Source organism: Methylibium sp. T29 (assembly GCF_000576205.1).
Classification (GTDB): Bacteria; Pseudomonadota; Gammaproteobacteria; order Burkholderiales; family Burkholderiaceae_C; genus Methylibium; species Methylibium petroleiphilum.
This window is the reverse complement of record NZ_AZND01000057.1, coordinates 1-19,074: the sequence shown is the minus strand read 5'-3', so window position 1 is coordinate 19,074 and position 19,074 is coordinate 1. Positions and strand designations below refer to the sequence as shown.

The following is a 19,074-nucleotide window of genomic DNA, read 5'->3' as shown; positions in this document are numbered from 1 at the left end:
CTCGCCGACGATCAGACGCTCGCCGAACCGTGGCGCACGAGACCCGGTTCGGGCTGGCTGCAGGTGAGGTGCACCACGCCGCCGAGCACGCGCGCCAGCGGCAGCGCGGCAGCGATGCGGCCCTCGGGATCGACGCTCGCCAGCCGCGGATCGATGCGGCCGGCCGGCAGCGTCTGCAGGAACCACCAGGCACGCCGTTCATCGCGGTGAGCACCGGCGTGTCGGGGCCCAGCAGCGGCGCCAGCCGCTCGGCCACGGCCGCCAGCGCGGGCGACTTGACCGCCACGATCACCAGCTCCTGCGGCCCGAGTGCTGCGGCATCGTCGGCAATGTCGATCGCGTGCGCGGTGACCCGGCCGCCCTCGTCCAGCCGCAGCCCATGTTCCCGCACCGCCGCCAGCGCGGCACCACGCGCCAGCGCACTGACCCGATGGCCGCCGCGCACCAGCCGCGCGGCAAGGAAACCGCCGACCGCCCCCAGGCCCACCACGGCAATCCGCATCGATCGTCCTCCTTGCGCTCACGCGCCCTGAACCCGGGCCATGGTAAGCCGCTGCCACCTGCCAGAATCGGCGCCATGACGCGACCCCGAGCCTGGCGGCAGCGTGCACTGGGGCTGCTGTTCGCGCTGGCGAGCGGCGCCAGCGGTGCGCAGCAGATCCCCGCCCCCGCCTCCGCTCCCTCGACCTCCCCGCTGCCCGAGATCGCCGCGCCATCGGTCGCCGCCGCACCGCTGCCCGTGTCGCCGTCCGCGCAGCGCCTCTACGAGCGCGCTCGCGGCCAGTTGCTGCAGGTCCGCACGCTGCTGAAGGGACAGGACAGCCAGGCCTCGGTCGGCTCGGGCTTCTTCGTCAGCGACGACGGCCTGATCGTCACCAACTACCACGTCGTCAGCCAGGTGGCGCTGCAGCCCGAGCGCTACCGACTCACCTACACCCGCGTCGACGGCCGCGAGGGCGCGCTGCAGCTGCTGGGCTTCGACGCGATCCACGACCTGGCGCTCGTGAAGGCGCTGCCGCCGAACGGCCCGTCTCGCAAGAGCGGCGTCAGCGTGGTCGACGCACCGGGCGAGCCGCTCGCCTTCCGCGCCGCGAACGACGCGCTGGCCCAGGGCGAACGCATCTACTCGCTCGGCAACCCGCTCGACGTGGGCTTCGCGGTGCTGGAAGGCAACTACAACGGACTGGTCGAGCGCAGCTTCTACCCCAGCATCTTCTTCGGCGGCGCGCTCAACTCCGGCATGAGCGGCGGGCCTGCGCTCGACGAGGCCGGCCGCGTGGTCGGCGTCAACGTCGCCACACGGCGCGACGGTCAGCAGGTGAGCTTCCTGGTGCCGGCGCCGTTCGCGCAGGCCCTGGTGGAGCGGGCACGCAGCGCGGCGCCGATCACCGCGCCGGTCTATCCGCAGCTCACCGCACAGCTGCTCGCGCACCAGGAGGCCGTGGTGCAACGCTTCGTCCAGCAGCCCTGGCGCAGCGCCGGCCACCCGCACTATCTGATCCCCGTGCCGCAGGAAGACTTCATGCGCTGCTGGGGCCGCAGCACGCCGGCCGACACCAAGGGCCTGGAGTTCGAGCGTTCCGACTGCGAGATGGACACGCAGATCTTCGTCAGCGGCAGCCTGCTCACCGGCTCGCTGGGCGTGCGCCACGAGGCCTACGACGGCCGCAAGCTCGGCTGGATGCGCTTCACCGAGCGCTACAGCGCGAGCTTCCGCAACGAGAGCTTCGGGCGCCGCAACCCGAAGGAGTTCACCGCGCCGCAATGCAGCGAGCGCTTCGTCGACCGCGACGGCCTGCCGCTGCGCGCGGTGCTGTGCCTGTCGGCCTACAAGCGCCTCGCCGGCCTGTACGACCTGAGCGTGCTGGTCGCCACGCTCGACCAGGCCCGCGCCGGCGCGCAGGGCCGCCTTGACGCCCGCGGCGTCAGCTTCGACAACGCGATGAAACTGGCCTCGCACTACCTGCAGGGCTACGGCGTGAAGGCGACGCCATGAGCCGTCTCGGCCTGATCGAGCTGCTCGACCGCGACGGCGCCGTGGCGCACCGCGTGCCGGTGCTGCAGTGGCCGGTCTCGATCGGCCGCGCGCTCGACTGCGACGTGGTGCTCGACGATCCGCATGCCGCGCCGCGCCATGCGCTGCTGGACGCCCCGGACGGCGTGCCCCGGCTGCAGGTCGGCGAAAGCGTGAACGGCGTGCGCCTGGGCGGCCGCACGCTGCGGGCCGGCGAGACCGGCACGCTCGTCGGCGGCAGCGAATGGCAGATCGGCCGCACCCGCCTGCGCCTGCGCCTGGCCGGTGAGACCCTGGCGCCCGAGCTGCCGTGGGCCGCTGCGCCGCCGGTCCATGTGCGCCGCCTCGTGATCGGGCTGGTGCTGCTGCTGGCCTGGGTGCTGGCCGAGCACTGGCTGCAGACCGATCCCGGCGACCCGTTCAGCAGCTACCTGCCGGTGCTGGTCGGTACGCCGGTGATGCTGGGTGTGTGGTGCTTCCTGTGGGCGCTGGGCTCCAAGCTCTTCACCCGCCACTTCGACTACCTGGCGCACCTGCAGCTCGCGCTGGGTGTGCTGCTGGTGTCGCTGTTGCTCGATGCCTTGCTGCCGCTGGCCGCCTTCGCGCTGTCCTGGGAAGGTCTGGCTCGATGCGGCGAACTGATCACGCTGGCCCTCGGCTGCGGCCTGGTGTGGGGCCACCTGAGCCTGATCCTGCCGACGCGCCGCCAGATGCTGGCGGTGGGCTTCGCCACGATGTTCGTCGTCGGCGCCGGCCTGAAGCTGGCGCTGAACCACCAGCGCAGCGACCGCTGGTTCGCGCCGCTCTACCTGAGCACGCTGGGCCCGCCGGCCCTGCGGCTGGCGCCAGCGGTCGATCCCCGGCGCTTCATCGAAGAAGCCGGCGCCCTGCGCGCGCCGCTCGAGCAGCGCGCCAAGGACACCGAAGCGCCGTCCTGGCTGACGCCGTTCGACGAGGATTGAACGCCCGGCACCTGGCCGAGCGCCGGCCTCGACCCCAGGAAAACCCCAGGGTGCGTTAGGCACACGGCCCTACAGAAGGGCCTCATCCCGTCACACCGAGTGCAGGGTTTTCTGCAAAATAGAACGATCGTTCGATTTTCATCGGAGACCCGCTTGGCCGACCCGACGCTCGACCCCGACACCCCCGCGAGCCGCACCGTCCGCGCCCAGCCGCGCGGCCAGCACAAGGGCCAGCAGACGCGCGCGACGATCCTCGAGGCGGCGCTCGGCCTGTCTTCGCAGATCGGTCTGGAGGGCTTGTCCATCGGCGCGCTGGCCGAAGTCACGCACATGAGCAAGTCGGGCGTGTTCGCTCATTTCGGTTCGCGCGAGGAACTGCAGATCTCGGTGATCCGCGAGTACCACGCGCGTTTCGAGGAGGAGATCTTCGTGCCGTCGATGGACGAGCCACGCGGCCTGCCGCGGTTGCGCAGCCTGTTCCAGCGCTGGGTCAAGCGGGTGTCGGTCGAGGTCGACTCCGGTTGCATCTACATCAGCGGCGCGGTCGAGTTCGACGACCGGCCCGGCCCGGTGCGCGACGCCCTGGTGGCCATGGTGCGCACCTGGCACCAGGCCCTGCAGCGCGCGATCCGCCTCGCGATCGACGCGGGCCACCTGCGACCCGACACCGACCCCGCGCAACTGCTGTTCGAGATCCACGGGCTGATCCTCGCGCTGCACCACGATGCGCGCTTCATGCGCAACCCGGGGGCTGTCGAGCGTGCCGGTCGCGGCTTCGAACGCATCCTCGCCGACCACCTGACCGCGACCGCCCCAGCGATGCCGGCCCGCTGAGCGGTCGTCGAGTCTCGTTCCTCTTCTTCGTTCTATCCCTCTCCGGAGCAACCGATGGCCACCTACACCCCCCCGATCCGCGACATGCAGTTCGTGATGCACGAACTGCTGGGCGTGACCGATGCACTGAAGGCCATGCCGCCGCACGCCGAGATCGACGTCGACACGCTCAACGCCGTGCTCGAGGAAGGCGGCAAGTTCGCCGCCGAGGTGACCTTCCCGCTCAACGCCAGCGGCGACGAGCAGGGCTGCACGCTCGACAAGACCACCCACGAGGTCACCGCCCCGAAGGGATTCAAGGCCGCCTACGCGCAATACGTCGAGGGCGGCTGGCCCGCGTTGAGCTGCGACCCGGCCTACGGCGGCCAGGGTCTGCCGATCGTGCTGAACCAGTGCCTGTACGAGATGCTCAACAGCGCCAACCAGGCCTGGACCATGTACCCCGGCCTGACGCACGGCGCCTACGAGGCGCTGCACACGCACGGCACCGACGAGCAGAAGCGCACCTACCTGCCCAAGCTGACCAGCGGCCACTGGACCGGCACGATGTGCCTGACCGAGCCGCACTGCGGCACCGACCTCGGCCTGCTGCGCAGCAAGGCCGAGCCGCAGCCCGACGGCAGCTACAGGATCACCGGCAGCAAGATCTTCATCAGTTCCGGCGAGCACGACCTGGCCGAGAACATCGTCCACCTGGTGCTCGCCCGCCTGCCCGACGCGCCGCAGGGCAGCAAGGGCATCTCGCTGTTCGTGGTGCCGAAGTTCCTGGTGAAGGCCGACGGCTCACTCGGCGAGCGCAACCCGATCTGGTGCACCGGCCTCGAGCACAAGATGGGCATCCACGGCAACGCGACCGCGCAGATCAGTCTGGACGGCGCCGTGGGCACGCTGGTCGGCGAGCCGCACAAGGGTCTGGCCGCGATGTTCGTGATGATGAACGCGGCCCGTCTCGGCGTGGGCATGCAGTCGCTGGGCCTCACCGAGGTGGCCTACCAGAACGCGGTGGCCTACGCGAAGGACCGCATCCAGATGCGCAGCCTGTCGGGCCCCAAGGCGCCCGACAAGCCGGCCGACCCCATCATCGTGCACCCCGACGTGCGCAAGATGCTGCTCACTGCACGCGCCTACGCCGAGGGCGGCCGCGCGCTGTCGCTCTATTGCGCGCTGCTGATCGACCGCGAGCTCTCGCACCCCGACGAGGCGGTGCGCAAGGATGCGGCGGACCAGGTGGCGCTGCTGACGCCCATCGTCAAGGCCTTCCTGACCGACAACGCCTGGCTCGCCACCTCGCACTGCCTGCAGGTCTACGGCGGCCACGGCTACATCCGGGAATGGGGCATGGAACAGTACGTGCGCGATGCCCGCATCAACATGATCTACGAGGGCACCAACACCATCCAGTCGCTCGACCTGCTAGGCCGCAAGGTGCTGGCCGACAACGGCGCGAAGCTGAAGAAGTTCGGCCAGCTGATCGTCGACTTCGTCGAGGAGGAAGGCGTGGTCGAGGCGATGCAGGAGTTCGTGAACCCGCTCGCCGACCTGGGCGACAAGGTCACCAAGCTGACCAGCGAACTCGGCATGAAGGCCTTCGGCAACGCCGACGAGGTGGGCGGCGCCGCGGTCGACTACCTGCGCGTCGTCGGCCACCTGGTGTTCGCCTACTTCTTCGCGCGCTCGGCCAAGGTCGCACTGGAGAAGCAGGGCTCCGGCGACCCTTTCTACACCGCCAAGCTCGCCACCGCGCGCTTCTATTTCGCCAAGCTGCTGCCCGAGACCGCGAGCCTGATCCGCACCGCCCGCAGCGGCGTCCAGCCTCTGCTCGCGATGGACGAGGCGCTGTTCTGAAACACCAGGAGACGATGATGAAACACGTGATCACCGCCTGTCTTCTGTCGCTTGCCGCCCTCGCCGCCCAGGCTCAGGCCACGCCGGCCGGCCTGTGGAAGACCGTCGACGACGACACCGGCAAGGAGAAGTCGCTGGTGCGCATCGCCGAGGCGGGTGGCGTGTACACCGGCAAGGTCGAGAAGCTGCTCGACCCGGCGCGCCAGGACGCCAAGTGCGACAAGTGCAGCGACGAGCGCAAGGGCCAGCCGGTGCTGGGGATGACCATCATCCGCGACGCCAAGCAGGACAGCGACGACAAGGGACTGTGGACCGGCGGCGACATCACCGACCCGAAGGACGGCAAGAGCTACCGGCTCCGCCTGAAGCCGCAGGACGGCGGCAAGACGCTCGAGGTGCGGGGCTACGTCGGGCCCTTCTACCGCAACCAGACCTGGATCCGCGTGGAGTGAATGCTCCCGACATGAAAGAAGGAACATCAAAATGAGTCGATTCCAAGTCCGCAAGGTCGCCGTGCTCGGCGCCGGCGTGATGGGCGCGCAGATTGCCGCCCACCTCGTCAACGTGAAGGTACCGGTCGTGCTGTTCGACCTGCCCGCCAAGGAAGGCCCGAAGTCCGGCATCGCGCTGAAGGCGATCGAGAACCTGAAGAAGCTCAAGCCGTCCCCGCTGGGCGTGGCCGAGGACGCGGCACTGATCCAGCCGGCCAACTACGAGGAGCACCTGGCGCTGCTCGGCGAGTGCGACCTGGTGATCGAGGCGATCGCCGAGCGCATGGACTGGAAGCTCGACCTGTACACGAAGATCGTGCCCCACGTGGCGCCGCACACGATCCTGGCGTCCAACACCTCGGGCCTGTCGATCACCCGACTGTCGGCGGCGCTGCCCGAGAGCCTCCAGCCCCGCTTCTGCGGCATCCACTTCTTCAACCCGCCGCGCTACATGTCGCTGGTGGAACTGATCGACACGCCGACCACCGACGATCGCGTGCTCGACGAGCTGGAGAGCTTCGTCACCACCTTCCTCGGCAAGAGCGTGGTGCGCGCCAAGGACACGCCGAACTTCATCGCCAACCGCGTGGGCATCGCCGGCATGCTGGCGACGATCAAGGAGGCCGAGACCTTCGGCCTCAGCGTCGACGTGGTGGACGACCTCACCGGCAAGAAGCTCGGCCGTGCCAGCAGCGGCACCTTCCGCACCGCCGACGTGGTGGGCCTGGACACGATGGCGCACGTCATCAAGACGCTGCAGGACAACTTGGCCGACGATCCGTTCTACCCGAGCTACGCGACGCCGCCGGTGCTGTCGGCACTGATCGCCAAGGGCGCGCTGGGCCAGAAGGTCGGTGCCGGCTTCTACAAGAAGGTCGGCAAGGACATCCTGCGGCTCGACCCCGCCAAGCAGGATTACGTGCCCGGCGGAGGCAAGGCCGACGAGATCGTCGCCCGCATGCTGAAGAAGCCGCCGGCCGAACGTCTGAAGCTGCTGCGCGAGAGCAGCAACCCGCAGGCGCAGTTTCTGTGGGCGATCCTGCGCGACGCCTTCCACTACGCGGCGGTGCACCTGGAGGACATCGCCGACAACGCGCGCGACGTCGACTTCGCGATGCGCTGGGGCTTCGGCATGCAGCAGGGCCCGTTCGAGCTGTGGCAGGCCGCCGGCTGGCAGCAGGTGGCCGGCTGGGTCCAGGACGACATCGACGCCGGCAAGGCACTGGCAAAGGCGCCGCTGCCGGCCTGGGTGTTCGACGGCCCGGTCGCCGAGCGCGGCGGCGTGCACACGCCCGAGGCTCGTGGTCGCCGTCGCGCCGGACCTTCGTGCCGCGCAGCGTGCTGCCGGTCTACCAGCGCCAGCCCTTTCCCGAGAGCGTGCTGGGCAGCGGTGCGGTCGATGCACTGAAGAGCGGCACCGAACTGTTCCGCAACGACGAGATCCGCGTCTGGACGCTCGACGGCGAGGTGCTCATCGCGTCGATCACCGCCAAGCTGCACCTGATCAGCCCGACGGTGACCGAAGGGCTGCTGAAGGCGGTCGAGATCGCCGAGGAGAAGTTCCAGGGCCTGGTGATCTGGTCGCCCGACGACGTGTTCTCGGCCGGCGCCAACCTCGAGGCGCTGATGCCGGTGTTCATGAAGAGCGGAGCCAAGGGCATCGCGCCGGAGGAGAAGAAGCTGCAGGACGCGATGCTGCGCATCCGCTACGCCGGCGTGCCGGTGGTCGCCGCGGTGCGCGGCCTGGCGCTGGGCGGTGGCTGCGAGCTGGCCATCCACAGTGCGCGTCGCGTGGCGGCGATGGAGAGCTACATCGGCCTGGTGGAAGTGGGCGTGGGCCTGATCCCCGGCGCCGGCGGGCTGACCTACATCGCACGGCGCGCGGCCGAGATGGCGAACGCCGGCAACGCCAACGCCGACATCCTGAAGTTCGTGACCGACGGCTTCACCAGCGCCGCGATGGCCAAGGTGGGCACCAGCGCACTCGAGAGCCGCAAGCTCGGCTACCTGGTCGACGGCGACGTGATCGTGCCGCACAAGGACGAACTGCTCTACGTGGCGACCCAGCAGGCCAAGGCGCTGTTCGCGTCGGGCTACCGCGCGCCGGTGAAGCGGCTGTTCCCGGTGGCCGGCCGCAGCGGCATCGCCACCATCAAGGGCCAGCTCGCCAACATGCGCGACGGCGGTTTCATCAGCGCCCACGACTTCCATATCAGCGCGCTGATCGCCGACGTGGTGTGCGGCGGCGAGGTCGACGCCGGCTCGCTGGTCAGCGAGGAGTACCTGATGGCGCTGGAGCGCAGGCACTTCTGCAGTCTGCTGGAGCACCCCAAGACCCAGGAGCGGATCATGGGCATGCTGCAGACCGGCAAGCCCGTTCGGAATTGACCACCCCCGTTGCGGCTTCGCCGCTCCCCCTCCAGGGGGGCGCCGCTGGCGGACCGGCCGAGCCGGATCCGCAGCAGCCACTCGATAGGCCAGATGGAGCAAAGAGATGAGCAATAGACAAGTTCAGGACGCCTACATCGTCGCCGCCACCCGCACGCCGATCGGCAAGTCCGGTCGCGGCTACTTCCGCAACACGCGGCCCGACGATCTGCTGGTCGCGGCGGTGCAGAGTGCGCTGCGGCAGGTGCCCACGCTCGACCCGAAGGCGATCGAGGATGCCATCGTCGGCTGCTCCTTCCCCGAGGGCGAGCAGGGCATGAACATGGCGCGCGCCGCGATGCTGCTGGCCGGCCTGCCGCAGTCGGTGGGCGGCGTCACGGTCAACCGCTTCTGCGCCTCGGGCCTGACCGCGCTGCAGATGGCCGCCGACCGCATCCGCATCGGCGAGGCCGACGTGATGATCGCCGGCGGCGCCGAGTCGATGAGCCTGGTGCCGATGGGCGGCAACAAGCCCTCGTTCAACCCCGCCGTGTTCGAGAAGGACGAGAACGTGGGCATCGCCTACGGCATGGGCCTCACCGCCGAGAAGGTCGCGGCGCAGTGGAAGGTGAGCCGCGAGGCCCAGGACGCCTTCGCGCTGCAGTCGCACCAGCGGGCGCTCGCAGCCCAGGCGGCCGGCGAATTCACGGACGAGATGACGCCCATCGAGGTGATCGACCGCTTTCCGAATCTGGCCACCGGCGAGGTCGGCAGCAAGACCCGTACGGTCACCCTCGACGAAGGCCCGCGCCCCGACACCTCGCTGGAAGGCCTGGCCCGGCTGCGCCCGGTGTTCGCCGCCAAGGGGTCGGTGACCGCGGGCAACAGCTCGCAGACCAGCGACGGCGCCGGCGCGCTGATCCTCGCCAGCGAGAAGGCGGTGCGGCAGTTCGACCTGAAGCCGCTGGCCCGCTTCGTCAGCTATGCGATCCGCGGCGTGCCGCCCGAGATCATGGGCATCGGTCCGATCGAGGCGATCCCGCTGGCGTTGAAGCACGCCGGGCTGAAGCTCGACGACCTGGGCTGGATCGAGCTGAACGAGGCCTTCGCGGCCCAGGCGCTGGCGGTCATCGGCAGCGTCGGGCTCGACCCGGCCAAGGTCAACCCGATGGGCGGCGCCATCGCCCTCGGCCACCCGCTGGGCGCCACCGGCGCCATCCGCTCGGCCACCGTCGTGCACGCGCTGCAACGCCACAACCTGAAGTACGGCATGGTGACGATGTGCGTCGGCATGGGCCAGGGGGCGGCGGGCATCCTTGAACGCGTCTGACGCGCGGTGAACGCCATTCCCCTGACCCCGGGCGTCCTGCCACGCCGGCGCGTCCTGGTGGCCGGCCTGGCAAGCCTCGCGACCGGCGGGTTGGCCGGCTGCGCGCCCGGCCGCATCGAGCGCTTCGCGACCTGGGCCGAAGCACGCAACGCGGTCTTCGCGCTGGCGCAGCCGGGTTCACGCTGGCGCAGCAACGGCCACTGGTCGCTGAGCCAGGCCCTGCAGCACCTCGCGCAGAGCGTCGAGGGCTCACTGGCCGGCTATCCACGGCTGAAGCCGGCCTGGTTCACGCACACCGTCGGCGCCGCGGCGCATGCGGTGTTCGAAGCGCGCGGCCGGATGACGCACCCGCTCGACGAGCCCCTCCCCGGTGCTGCGCCGCTCGATGCGGCGTTGCCGCCCGACGCCGCCGCGCTCCGCCTGTTGCGCGCGATGGATGCGTTCGAGGCGCACGATGGCGCGCTGGCGCCGCACTTCGCCTACGGTGTGCTCGACAAGCCGGCCTACGCCCGCGCCCACCAGATGCACCTGGCTGCCCATTGGCAGCAGTTCGAGGAAACCCGGCTCGCCTGAGGCGCCGCACCGGATCGACACCCTTCGCCCTCGCACAACCCCTCGGAGCCCCGACATGAGCCACGACGATCTCCTGAGCCACGCCGAAGCCGGCGTGCTGACGCTGACCTTCAACCGCCTCGACAAGAAGAACTCGATCACCGCAGCGATGTACGCGGCGCTCGCCGACGCACTGGCCGCGGCCCGCGACGACGCCGCGGTGCGCGCCGTGGTGATCCAGGGCCACGAGCTGATCTTCAGCGCCGGCAACGACCTCGCCGACTTCCTGAACGATCCGCCGGCCAGCGCCGATGCGCCGGTGTGGCGCTTCCTGCACGGCCTGCGCAGCTTCCCGAAGCCGCTGGTGGCCGGCGTCTGCGGCGCTGCGGTCGGCATCGGCACCACGCTGCTGCTGCATTGCGACCTGGTCTACGCCGGCGACAACGCGAAGTTCAGCCTGCCCTTCGTGAACCTGGGCCTGTGCCCCGAGGCGGCGTCGAGCCTGCTGCTGCCGGCGCGCCTCGGCCATGTGCGCGCCGCCGAGGCGCTGCTGCTCGGCGAGCCCTTCGGCGCCGAGCAGGCGGCGGAGTGGGGGTTGGTGAACCGCATCCTGCCGCCCGGCGAGGTGAACAGCTTCGCGCAGGCGCAGGCGCGCCGGCTGGCCGACAAGCCGCAGAGCGCGCTGGTCGCGACCAAGCGCCTGATGAAGGCCGCATCGGCCGACGCGGTGGCCACGGCGATGGCCGCCGAAGGCGAGGTGTTCGGTCCGCTGCTGCGCGGGCCGGCGGCACGCGAGGCGTTCTCGGCCTTCATGGACAAGCGCAAGCCGGACTTCAGCAAGGTCTGAGCCCACGCACTCCCGCCCCTGCCTGCCCTGCCTCGAGGATGCTGCCATGACGACGACCCTGCGCGACAAGACCCTGTTCATCACCGGCGCCAGCCGCGGCATCGGCCTGGCGATCGCGAAGCGCGCCGCGGCCGACGGTGCGCGCATCGCGATCGTGGCCAAGACCACCGAGGCCAACCCCAAGCTGCCGGGCACCATCTACAGCGCGGCGGCGGAAATCGAGGCCGCGGGCGGCCAGGCACTGGCGATCGCCGGCGACATCCGTGACGAGGCCAGCGTGCTGGCCGCGGTGGCGCAGACCGTCGAGCGCTTCGGCGGCATCGACATCCTGGTCAACAACGCCAGCGCGATCAGCCTCACTCCGACGCCGATGACGCCGATGAAGCGCTTCGACCTGATGTTCGGCGTCAACGTCCGCGGCACCTACCTGTGCACCCAGGCCTGCCTGCCGGAGCTGCTGAAGAGCGCCGCGGCCGGCCGCAACCCGCACGTGCTGAACATGAGCCCCCCGCTGTCGATGAAGCCTCACTGGTTCAAGAACCACGTGGCCTACACGATGGCGAAGTACGGCATGAGCGAATGCACGCTGGGTCACGCAGCCGAGTTCAGGAGCCAGGGCATCGCCGTCAACAGCCTGTGGCCGCGCACCGCCATCGCCACCGCGGCGCTGCAGATGATCCCCGGCATCGACATCGCCCGCTGCCGCACGCCGGAGATCCTGGCCGACGCCGCCTGGCTGGTGCTGACCCGCGATGCGAAGACGGTGACCGGCAACTTCTTCATCGACGACACGCTGCTCGCGCAGCACGGCATCACCGACCTGGAGAAGTACAGCGTCACGCCCGGCACGAAGGACTTCGTACTGGACTTCTTCGTCGACTGAGACGCGCGGGCGTTCTTCCGCTCAGGCGGCGGCCCCCGGCGGCGCGGCCGCATCGGCCAGCGCCGCCGTCGCGTCAGCCTGCAGTGCGGCCAGCGTGCGGTCCAGCTGCTCGGCGACGCGCTGGTGCTGGGCCTCGAGTTGCGATCGGTATGCCGTCAGGTCGCCCCCCAGGCCCAGGTCGCGGCGGATCTCCACCAGCACCGGGATCTGCTGCGCGCCGATGTGCTTCATCTCGGCGAACAGATGGCGAATGAAGACGGCCTGGAGCTCGGCGAAGCGCAGGCCGTGTCGGATGCGCTCGGCGTTCAGCTCGGCGGCGCGACCGCGATGGAAGTCGAGCGTGCGGCTCAAGGCCTGAAAGACCGCGGGATGGGGTTGCGCCGTCTCGTCGAGCTTCGACATCTCGCCCAGCAGTCGGTTGATCTCGGCCTGCGCCTTGTCGTGGAACGCATCGCACGCCGCGATCTCGGCACGCAGCAGCTGCATCGGCTGCAGGTCGACCATCAGGCGCAACAGCAACTCGCCGTAGGCCGCGGCCAGTTCGCTGACCAGCAACGCGGTCTTCGGCTCGCCCACCAGTTGCAGGCGGGCCGCCGCGGCGAGAAAGCCCTGCAGGGCTTCGGTGGCGTTCGCCTTGGCCAGATCCGCCTGGGGCAGGCCGCCGAGAAAGGCGCTCACGTTGGCCAGCGACTCCACGGTGCGCAGGCAGGTCTCGCGGCGCAGCGTGGCGGTGCGTTCCTTCGCCTTCTCGGCGGCGTCGTGTGCCAGTTGCACCTTCAGCCGCTGGGTGTTGCCGCGGTTGGACAGCAGCACGCCGCTCAAGGCCAGCAGCGCCCCGAGCAGGCCCGACCACACCGCGGCCGGGATCGATGCCAGGACTTCGAGCAGCGCGGCCACGCGGACAGCTCAGCGTGAAAAGGGACGTGCCGGGGCCGACAGTGCGCCGCGGCTCACGCCGGCTTCACGATCTGGTGCAGCGCCGACGGGACCGGCCAGCCGGCCTCCTGGCACACCCGCACGATCGCCTCGTTGGTGTCGAAGTAGACCTGCCAGTAGTGGTCGGTGTGGGCGTAGGGGCGCACCGCGATCTGCGGTCCTTCGAGCTTGAAGTCGAGCAGGTTGACCTCGGGCGGCATGTCCTTGGAGATGTTCGGGATCTGCGCCACCGCGGCCTTCAGGCGCGCGATCGCATCGAGCGGATCCACGCCGTGGGCCAGCTGCGCCACCCGCTCGACGCGCCGCACCGGCAGCACGGAGAAGTTCTGGATCGTGTCGCCGAAGATCTTGCCGTTGCCCACGATCGTCATCACGTTGTCGGGCGTGACGATCGTGGTCCCGAACAGGCCGAGCTCTCGCACCGTACCCACCACGCCGCCCACGCTGACGAAGTCGCCCACCTTGAAGGGCCGCAGGATCAGCATGAAGGCGCCGGCCGCGAAGTTGCCGAGCAGCCCGCTCCACGCCGCACCGATCGCCACGCCGGCGCCGGCCAGCATCGCCGCAAAGGAGGTGGTCTCGATCCCGAAGTAGCCCAGGATGCCGAGCACCAGCGCGATGTTCAGCGCGACGGCGATGATCGAGCCAGGTACTTGGTCAGGGTGGGGTCGACGTGGTTGCGGCTCATGGCCGCCTGCACCAGCGCGATCACCCGGCCGATCAGCCAGCGGCCGACGAGCCAGAACGCGAGCGCGGCCAGGATCTTGAGGATCACCGCAGTCACGGTGGTGCCGAGGAAGGTCTGCAATGCGTCGATGTCCATGAGATCCTCCGGTTGCGTGGTCAGTGCCTGGGCTGGGGCTCCGGGGCATCGTGCGCCGGCACCTGCGGCGCCCCGCAGGCCACGCCAAGTGGGGCGTCAGCGCTGCCCGGCCCATCGTCGGCGACGCGCTCTCGCACGCCGCCGTCGCAGTCGGTGAACGCCACCGGGTCGAGCGCCGCCGTGCGGCGCAGGGCCAGGTTGGCGTCCGACTCGATGGGCTGGCCGCGGCGGTCGAGCAGGCGCAGCCCGCCCTCGTCCTCGGCGTCCGAGGCATCACCGCGAACAGCAGCGTGTCCGTCTCGCCGCGCAGCATCAGCAGCGTGCCGGCAGCATTCAGCTTCCAGTGTCCAAGTTCGGAGAACGGCCCTTCCGGCTTGCCCAGGTAGGTGCGGCGCAGGCGGTACAGGCCGTCCGCACGCAGCGTGAGCGTCTGCGCCACGCCAGCGCAGTCGGCACAGGGCAGGACGCCGGCGAAAGTGGCGGGCACCGGCAGGGTCGGTTGCGCCCACGCGCTGGCGAGCGCTCCGCCCATCAGGACGAGAGCCAGACACGGCGCGAGCCACCGCCGCAGGCCCGACGCGCGATACGCCAGCGCCATGGCGCCGCCGCCAACTGTTCGAATCATCGACCGCCCTCGCTCCAGTCCCCACTGGCTCCCACCGCTTTGTAGCCGATTTCCAGGCCGTCACGGCGCGACCGCACCGCCGTCTTGCGCCGATCCGACTGTCATGCGCCGGAACACCCGCAACCGCCCGCTGGCGCGTCGCCACCCGCGGTGCTAGCGTCGTCCCAGCGGGCACGTCCGATGCCCGGATCTGAAGGAGACTTTCCCATGGAAATCGTCGGCGGCTGCCTGTGCGGCAAGGTTCGCTATCACGGCTCGGCACAACCGGTGTTCACCGCCGTGTGCCACTGCAAGCACTGCCAGAAGCAGTCGGGCACCTCGTTCTCCATCGTGCTGGGCCTGCCGCGCGAGAGCCTGGTGATCGAAGGCGGCCCGGTGTCCACCTACCGCGACACCGGCGAGAGCGGCCTGCCGGTGGATCGCAAGTTCTGCCCGAACTGCGGCTCGGCGATCGTCTCCGAAGTGGCGGCTGCACCTGCCCTCACCTTCCTGAAGGCCGGCACGCTCGACGACACGTCGGCGCTGCAGCCTCAGATGGAGATCTGGTGCGACCACGCCCAGCCCTGGGTGGCGCAGGATCCGAGCCGGGCCCGCATGCCGGCCAATCCGCCGCTGGGCTGAGGAGCCGCCGAGAACCCCGCGGCGCCGCACCGCGCCGCGGGCACGTCAGTCGACGAACTCGACCGCCAGCCCCGGCAGATCGATGCCACGCAGCACCGTGTGCCAGGTCTGCCCCGCACGCACCGGCTGCGCGGTGGTGAGCGTGCCGGTGGTCACCAGTTCGCCGGCCTGCAGCGGCAGCGCCTGCGGCTGACGCGACAGCACGCCGGCCAGGTGCGCCAGCGCGGCCAGCGGGCTGCCCAGCACGTTGGCGCCCACGCCCACCTCGCGCACCGCGCCGTCGCACACCAGCTCCAAGGAAAAGGCCGCCAACGCCGAGCGCAGGCCGGGCTGCAGGCGCGCCACCGGCTGCGGCTCGCCGACCAGCAGCGCGCCGTGCAGCGCGGCGTCGGCCACCGTATCGGCAGCGCGGAACTTCCAGCCCGGGAAATGCGACTGCACGATCTCGAACGCATGCGCCACCCAGTCGATGCAGTCCAGCAGTGCGGCCGCGTCAGCATCCGCCGGCGGCGCGCGATGGAAGTGCAGCACGATCTCGGGCTCGATCTTCGGCTCGGTGAACGGCGCCAGCCGGCACACGTGCCGTCCGCCCGACACGCGCACCACGGTCCGGTCGTAGACGTGGGCCCATACCGGATCGCGCACGCCGTACAGCGACCACATGTCCGGGTTGGTGAAGCCGATCTTGCGACCGATCGCGCGCGCGCCTTCCCGCAGCCGCGCCTCGTGCACGAGCTGCGCCACCGCGTACGCGGCCGGCACGTCGAAGCCGTCGAGCTGCGACGTGAAGGGCTCGATCTGCCGGGTCGCGTCCTGTGCGGCCTGGATCTGCCGGGCCAGGGCATCGAGAGAAGGCGGTGCGATGGTCATCGACATTCGTGCATCCCCGAGGCGTCGCTCGAAATCGACAGCGGCACGCTAGCGGCGGCGGTCGAACTAAGTCAATCCCTTTTCCTGTTCGAACCGCAGTCTTGATCCACGTCAGCGCCGCACCCGCCGCACGGCGAGATGATGAGGCCGGCTTCACTCCAGGAGAAACGCCATGAACCCCAACGTCGGAACCCTCGACCGCAGCGTGCGCATCGTCGTCGGCGCCGCACTGATCGCCGCCACCGTGGCAGGCGTCATCGGTCCCTGGGGCTGGCTCGGCGTGGTGCCGATCGCCACCGGTCTGTTCCGCTTCTGCCCCGCCTACCTGCCGTTCGGGCTGAACACCTGCGCCACGCGCAGCGGCAAGTGAGCGACAGGCACGCACCGCCATGGCCGACCGCACCGACAACCGCCCTCCCGCCCCGTACCGAGAGCTGACGCTGGATATTTCCGCTCGGCTTGCCACCCTGCGCACGGGCGTCCCCGACGTGATGAAGGGTTTCGGCGAGCTGGGCCGCGCAGCGATGGCCGATGGCGCGCTGGACAAGAAGACCAAGGAGCTGATCGCGGTGGCACTGAGCGTGGCCGCGCGCTGCGACCCGTGCATCGGGTTTCACATGCAGGCGTTGGCGAAGCTCGGCGCGTCGCGGCAGGAGCTGGATGAAGCGCTGGGCGTCGCCGTCTACATGGGCGGCGGACCGTCGCTGATGTATGCGGCCCATGCGGTGGCCGCCTATGACGAGTTCGCGCGCGGCCCCGACATCTAGCGCACCGCCGTCACACGCGACATGAGACGGCGATGCGCCGGCCGGCGCTACACGGTCGCAGCCGGGTAGCTGCCCTCGCCGTGGGGCGCGGCACGGAAGGCCGGCAGCGCCTCGGCCTGCGCCGCATGCGCGGCGAGCCGCGGATGTGCCGCGGCGTCCACCACCTCGGGGATCAGCGCCTGCGTGAAGCGCCAGGCAACCGCGATGGAGACGCCGGCCTGGTCGATGTGGTCGGTGTCCACCGCCAGCGGCCGCTGCGCCAGCGCAGCCTCCAGTTCGCCGTAGGCCACGCGCAGCTGGCCGCTGACGCGGTCGAACCACGGCGCATGCACCTTGTCGGCCGGGCGCAGGTTCTCGTAGACGATCTGCACGCTCTTCTCGCAGGCAGCGAGCGCCAGGCCCAGCAGGCTCAGCGTGCGCAGCCGCGCGGCCGGGTCGGCCGGCATCAGGCTGCGGCGCCGCGCCGCCGGCAGGGCCGCCGCCAGCGTCTCGGCGTGTTCGAGGATCAGGTTCGAGTCGAGCAGCACGCTGCCGTCATCGCACACCAGCGACGGCGCCTTGACCACCGGGCTGATCCGGCGAAACGTGTCGAAGCCCCGGAACACCGAGATCGAGCGGTGCTCGAACGGCAGCCCCAGCAGCTGCAGCGACACCGCGACGCGGCGGACGTAGGGCGAATCGAGCATGCCGATGAGTTGCATGGTGCGGGCGGCGCCTCCTGCGCGAACGACGTCAGAGCGAGAACTCGCAATGTATCGGCGTGTCGGGCTTCGCGCTGGGCTCGGGCATGCGGGCGCCATCGGGATCGAGCCGCCAGAGGCGCAGGCGGCAGCGTCGGGCGTCGGTGATGAACTCCGACTGCGCAGCGGCACGCCGGCCTGGATGCTCACCACGCGTCCTTGCCCTTGACCACCGGTACGTCGAGCCGCCAGAGGGTCTTGCACGAGCGTTCGGGGTCGATGTGCGCATAGGTGCCCCAGGTCTTGAACCGCGGCTGCGCGGTGGGGCCCGGCGGCGGCTGGAGTAGTGGCTGGCGCAGCCGGACAGCAGCCGCGGCAACAGCGCGGCGGCGGCCCGGGTCGCACGGACCCCTTTCGTCATCGTCGTCGTCGCCGGAGTTATTCGCAGGTCCCGGAGATCACCATCGAACCTTCCATCAGCACGAAGGGCTTCTTTGCCTCGAATGCGTACTCCTCCACCCGGATGGCCGAGAAGTGGACACCGCCGCCCGTGGCAGGCGCCACCGATGTGGCCACGAAGGAGCTCTCGCTGTTGCCAGCGGCCAGCACCTGCACCCGGCCGTCGACGCGTCCGAAGGCCGGCGTCGAACCGGGCCCCACGGCAGGTCCCGCGGCCGGCCGCCCGGCCGTGCGATCCACGGTGAACACCACGCCGATCAGGTAGGGATTGGCCGGCCGGGCGATCGCGCCGTTCGGGCCCTGCTGGATCAAATGTTCGACCACCTCGCAGCGGTAGGTGCGTTCGCCGGCCGAGGAGGCGACCGGCAGCCACAGCAGCAGCGAACCTGCCAGGACCGGAATGAGCCCCCGCCGGCTCCCACCGCAAGCACGGCCCTCGAGGGGCCGCCGCGGATGGGCATCGAGCGACCCGACGGGGCCGCCGTCTCCGCCGGTTCGAGCCGGCGTGAGGGCGCCATGGCGCCTGCAATTGTTCATCGGTGACCCCTCTCCCCGGTGCGAGCGGCGCCAGTGTACGCAGCGCCAGGTGCGCCGAACGCGCGACAGCCGGCGCCGGCTACAGCCACTCGGGCGTGATCGACAGAGCGGCGGGCACCGTCTCGGCTTCCTCGAACTGCGAAGCGCGTGCCGAATGCAGCGTCGCCGCATCGCTCACCCCGGGCAGCACCGTGTCGGCACCGCAGATCGGGCACAGCGCCGTGGTGTCGTCGTGGATCCAGTGGCGAACGTCGGCGGGCGTGAAGCTGCCCAGGCAGGTATAGCACCCGGCGCTGGCGGAGCGCGCCAGCGCGGCGCGGTTGTTGAACGACAGGAAGGCCGCGTAGCTCATGCGAATGAGCGTAGTTCCAGCGCCCGGCACCATCCACCCCGCCGGAGGGGGATGGTGGGGGCCCGCCGTGAAACGCGGCGTCCAAGCTGGGGAGTGCCTGCGCCAGGCTGGCTCGCGCATGCACGGCCCCGGGTCTGCGGCCCGCCCACAACGGTGCAGCAGCGCCGGCAGCGTTCTGCAAATGCAAAAAGACACCGGCTGCCGGACAGGCAGCCGGTGCAAATGGGTATCGAGCCCTGCCGCGAGCGCGACAGGGTCAGGATCGATACACCATGACGA

Annotated in this window: 18 protein-coding genes and 2 pseudogenes; 13 read left to right on the top strand and 7 right to left on the bottom strand. The window is 70.3% G+C overall.

Annotated elements, in window-relative coordinates:
• Positions 1 to 502 (bottom strand): 2-dehydropantoate 2-reductase N-terminal domain-containing protein (locus x551_RS09515; protein WP_161728005.1); only part of this gene is annotated, 502 nt, incomplete at its 3' end.
• Positions 503 to 577: 75 nt separating this feature from the next.
• Here x551_RS09515 and x551_RS09510 point away from each other — a divergent pair.
• The 10 genes and pseudogenes from x551_RS09510 to x551_RS09465 all read left to right on the top strand — a co-directional run bounded on the left by x551_RS09510 (position 578) and on the right by x551_RS09465 (position 12,125).
• Positions 578 to 1,996 (top strand): serine protease, encoded by a 1,419-nt coding sequence (locus x551_RS09510; RefSeq protein ID WP_036231068.1) that lies wholly within the window; start codon positions 578 to 580, stop codon positions 1,994 to 1,996.
• Positions 1,993 to 2,976 carry an FHA domain-containing protein gene (locus x551_RS09505; protein WP_036248285.1) on the top strand — a complete coding sequence of 328 codons (984 nt, stop codon included), beginning with the start codon at positions 1,993 to 1,995 and terminating at the stop codon, positions 2,974 to 2,976. The genes x551_RS09510 and x551_RS09505 overlap by 4 nt, the downstream gene beginning before the upstream one ends.
• A gap of 153 nt (positions 2,977 to 3,129) precedes the next feature.
• Positions 3,130 to 3,810, top strand: coding sequence for a TetR/AcrR family transcriptional regulator (locus x551_RS09500; protein ID WP_036231076.1), 681 nt, complete (start codon positions 3,130 to 3,132; stop codon positions 3,808 to 3,810).
• A 54-nt stretch (positions 3,811 to 3,864) separates the two neighbouring features.
• Entirely contained in the window at positions 3,865 to 5,655 is a 1,791-nt protein-coding gene (locus tag x551_RS09495; RefSeq protein WP_036231079.1) for an acyl-CoA dehydrogenase C-terminal domain-containing protein, read from the top strand.
• A gap of 17 nt (positions 5,656 to 5,672) precedes the next feature.
• Complete coding sequence (locus x551_RS09490; RefSeq protein ID WP_036231081.1) at positions 5,673 to 6,107, top strand: DUF2147 domain-containing protein; 435 nt, start codon at positions 5,673 to 5,675, stop codon at positions 6,105 to 6,107.
• Between the two features lie 31 nt (positions 6,108 to 6,138).
• Positions 6,139 to 8,534, top strand: a pseudogene (locus tag x551_RS09485) (3-hydroxyacyl-CoA dehydrogenase/enoyl-CoA hydratase family protein).
• 106 nt (positions 8,535 to 8,640) lie between these two features.
• Positions 8,641 to 9,843 carry an acetyl-CoA C-acyltransferase gene (locus x551_RS09480; protein ID WP_036231084.1) on the top strand — a complete coding sequence of 401 codons (1,203 nt, stop codon included), beginning with the start codon at positions 8,641 to 8,643 and terminating at the stop codon, positions 9,841 to 9,843.
• A 6-nt stretch (positions 9,844 to 9,849) separates the two neighbouring features.
• Positions 9,850 to 10,416, top strand: coding sequence for a DUF1569 domain-containing protein (locus x551_RS09475; protein WP_051495626.1), 567 nt, complete (start codon positions 9,850 to 9,852; stop codon positions 10,414 to 10,416).
• A gap of 55 nt (positions 10,417 to 10,471) precedes the next feature.
• Complete coding sequence (locus x551_RS09470) at positions 10,472 to 11,242, top strand: enoyl-CoA hydratase (RefSeq protein ID WP_011828014.1); 771 nt, start codon at positions 10,472 to 10,474, stop codon at positions 11,240 to 11,242.
• Positions 11,243 to 11,288: 46 nt separating this feature from the next.
• Positions 11,289 to 12,125: an NAD(P)-dependent oxidoreductase gene (locus x551_RS09465; protein ID WP_036231087.1), complete on the top strand. Its 837-nt coding sequence runs from the start codon at positions 11,289 to 11,291 to the stop codon at positions 12,123 to 12,125.
• 21 nt (positions 12,126 to 12,146) lie between these two features.
• On the opposite strand, the gene x551_RS09460 is transcribed toward x551_RS09465, so the two are convergent.
• Complete coding sequence (locus x551_RS09460; RefSeq protein WP_036231092.1) at positions 12,147 to 13,022, bottom strand: hypothetical protein; 876 nt, start codon at positions 13,020 to 13,022, stop codon at positions 12,147 to 12,149.
• Positions 13,023 to 13,075: 53 nt separating this feature from the next.
• Positions 13,076 to 13,884: pseudogene (locus tag x551_RS09455) on the bottom strand (mechanosensitive ion channel family protein).
• Positions 13,885 to 14,716: 832 nt separating this feature from the next.
• Between x551_RS09455 and x551_RS09445 the strand changes: the two are divergent.
• On the top strand, positions 14,717 to 15,130 hold the full coding sequence (locus x551_RS09445; protein WP_011828009.1) for a GFA family protein: 414 nt from the start codon (positions 14,717 to 14,719) through the stop codon (positions 15,128 to 15,130).
• Between the two features lie 45 nt (positions 15,131 to 15,175).
• Here the strand turns inward: x551_RS09445 and x551_RS09440 are convergent, their stop codons facing one another.
• Positions 15,176 to 16,000, bottom strand: a complete 825-nt coding sequence (locus tag x551_RS09440) for a fumarylacetoacetate hydrolase family protein (protein WP_231497572.1) — start codon at positions 15,998 to 16,000, stop codon at positions 15,176 to 15,178.
• 172 nt (positions 16,001 to 16,172) lie between these two features.
• Here x551_RS09440 and x551_RS09435 point away from each other — a divergent pair, with 172 nt between their 5' ends.
• Together x551_RS09435 and x551_RS09430 are read left to right on the top strand one after the other, a co-directional pair.
• The gene (locus x551_RS09435) at positions 16,173 to 16,370 is read left to right on the top strand and encodes a DUF2892 domain-containing protein (RefSeq protein WP_011828007.1); all 198 of its coding nucleotides are present in this window, start codon (positions 16,173 to 16,175) and stop codon (positions 16,368 to 16,370) included.
• A 19-nt stretch (positions 16,371 to 16,389) separates the two neighbouring features.
• Entirely contained in the window at positions 16,390 to 16,767 is a 378-nt protein-coding gene (locus x551_RS09430) for a carboxymuconolactone decarboxylase family protein (protein WP_011828006.1), read from the top strand.
• Between the two features lie 47 nt (positions 16,768 to 16,814).
• Here the strand turns inward: x551_RS09430 and x551_RS09425 are convergent, their stop codons facing one another.
• The 3 genes from x551_RS09425 to x551_RS09415 all read right to left on the bottom strand — a co-directional run bounded on the left by x551_RS09425 (position 16,815) and on the right by x551_RS09415 (position 18,795).
• Entirely contained in the window at positions 16,815 to 17,468 is a 654-nt protein-coding gene (locus x551_RS09425; protein WP_036231099.1) for a glutathione S-transferase, read from the bottom strand.
• A 417-nt stretch (positions 17,469 to 17,885) separates the two neighbouring features.
• Complete coding sequence (locus tag x551_RS25160) at positions 17,886 to 18,230, bottom strand: hypothetical protein (RefSeq protein WP_152543466.1); 345 nt, start codon at positions 18,228 to 18,230, stop codon at positions 17,886 to 17,888.
• Between the two features lie 292 nt (positions 18,231 to 18,522).
• Positions 18,523 to 18,795, bottom strand: coding sequence for a hypothetical protein (locus tag x551_RS09415; RefSeq protein WP_011828001.1), 273 nt, complete (start codon positions 18,793 to 18,795; stop codon positions 18,523 to 18,525).
• Between the last annotated feature and the right edge of the window lie 279 nt (positions 18,796 to 19,074).

What these genes read in the sequence shown, in the direction of transcription:
- x551_RS09510 (WP_036231068.1), top strand. Translation starts at nt 578, where the DNA reads ATGACGCGACCCCGAGCCTGGCGGCAGCGTGCACTGGGGCTGCTGTTC.
- x551_RS09505 (WP_036248285.1), top strand. Translation starts at nt 1,993, where the DNA reads ATGAGCCGTCTCGGCCTGATCGAGCTGCTCGACCGCGACGGCGCCGTG.
- x551_RS09495 (WP_036231079.1), top strand. Translation starts at nt 3,865, where the DNA reads ATGGCCACCTACACCCCCCCGATCCGCGACATGCAGTTCGTGATGCAC.
- x551_RS09490 (WP_036231081.1), top strand. Translation starts at nt 5,673, where the DNA reads ATGAAACACGTGATCACCGCCTGTCTTCTGTCGCTTGCCGCCCTCGCC.
- x551_RS09480 (WP_036231084.1), top strand. Translation starts at nt 8,641, where the DNA reads ATGAGCAATAGACAAGTTCAGGACGCCTACATCGTCGCCGCCACCCGC.
- x551_RS09470 (WP_011828014.1), top strand. Translation starts at nt 10,472, where the DNA reads ATGAGCCACGACGATCTCCTGAGCCACGCCGAAGCCGGCGTGCTGACG.
- x551_RS09465 (WP_036231087.1), top strand. Translation starts at nt 11,289, where the DNA reads ATGACGACGACCCTGCGCGACAAGACCCTGTTCATCACCGGCGCCAGC.
- x551_RS09445 (WP_011828009.1), top strand. Translation starts at nt 14,717, where the DNA reads ATGGAAATCGTCGGCGGCTGCCTGTGCGGCAAGGTTCGCTATCACGGC.
- x551_RS09440 (WP_231497572.1), bottom strand. Translation starts at nt 16,000, where the DNA reads ATGACCATCGCACCGCCTTCTCTCGATGCCCTGGCCCGGCAGATCCAG.
- x551_RS09435 (WP_011828007.1), top strand. Translation starts at nt 16,173, where the DNA reads ATGAACCCCAACGTCGGAACCCTCGACCGCAGCGTGCGCATCGTCGTC.
- x551_RS09430 (WP_011828006.1), top strand. Translation starts at nt 16,390, where the DNA reads ATGGCCGACCGCACCGACAACCGCCCTCCCGCCCCGTACCGAGAGCTG.
- x551_RS09425 (WP_036231099.1), bottom strand. Translation starts at nt 17,468, where the DNA reads ATGCAACTCATCGGCATGCTCGATTCGCCCTACGTCCGCCGCGTCGCG.
- x551_RS09415 (WP_011828001.1), bottom strand. Translation starts at nt 18,795, where the DNA reads ATGAGCTACGCGGCCTTCCTGTCGTTCAACAACCGCGCCGCGCTGGCG.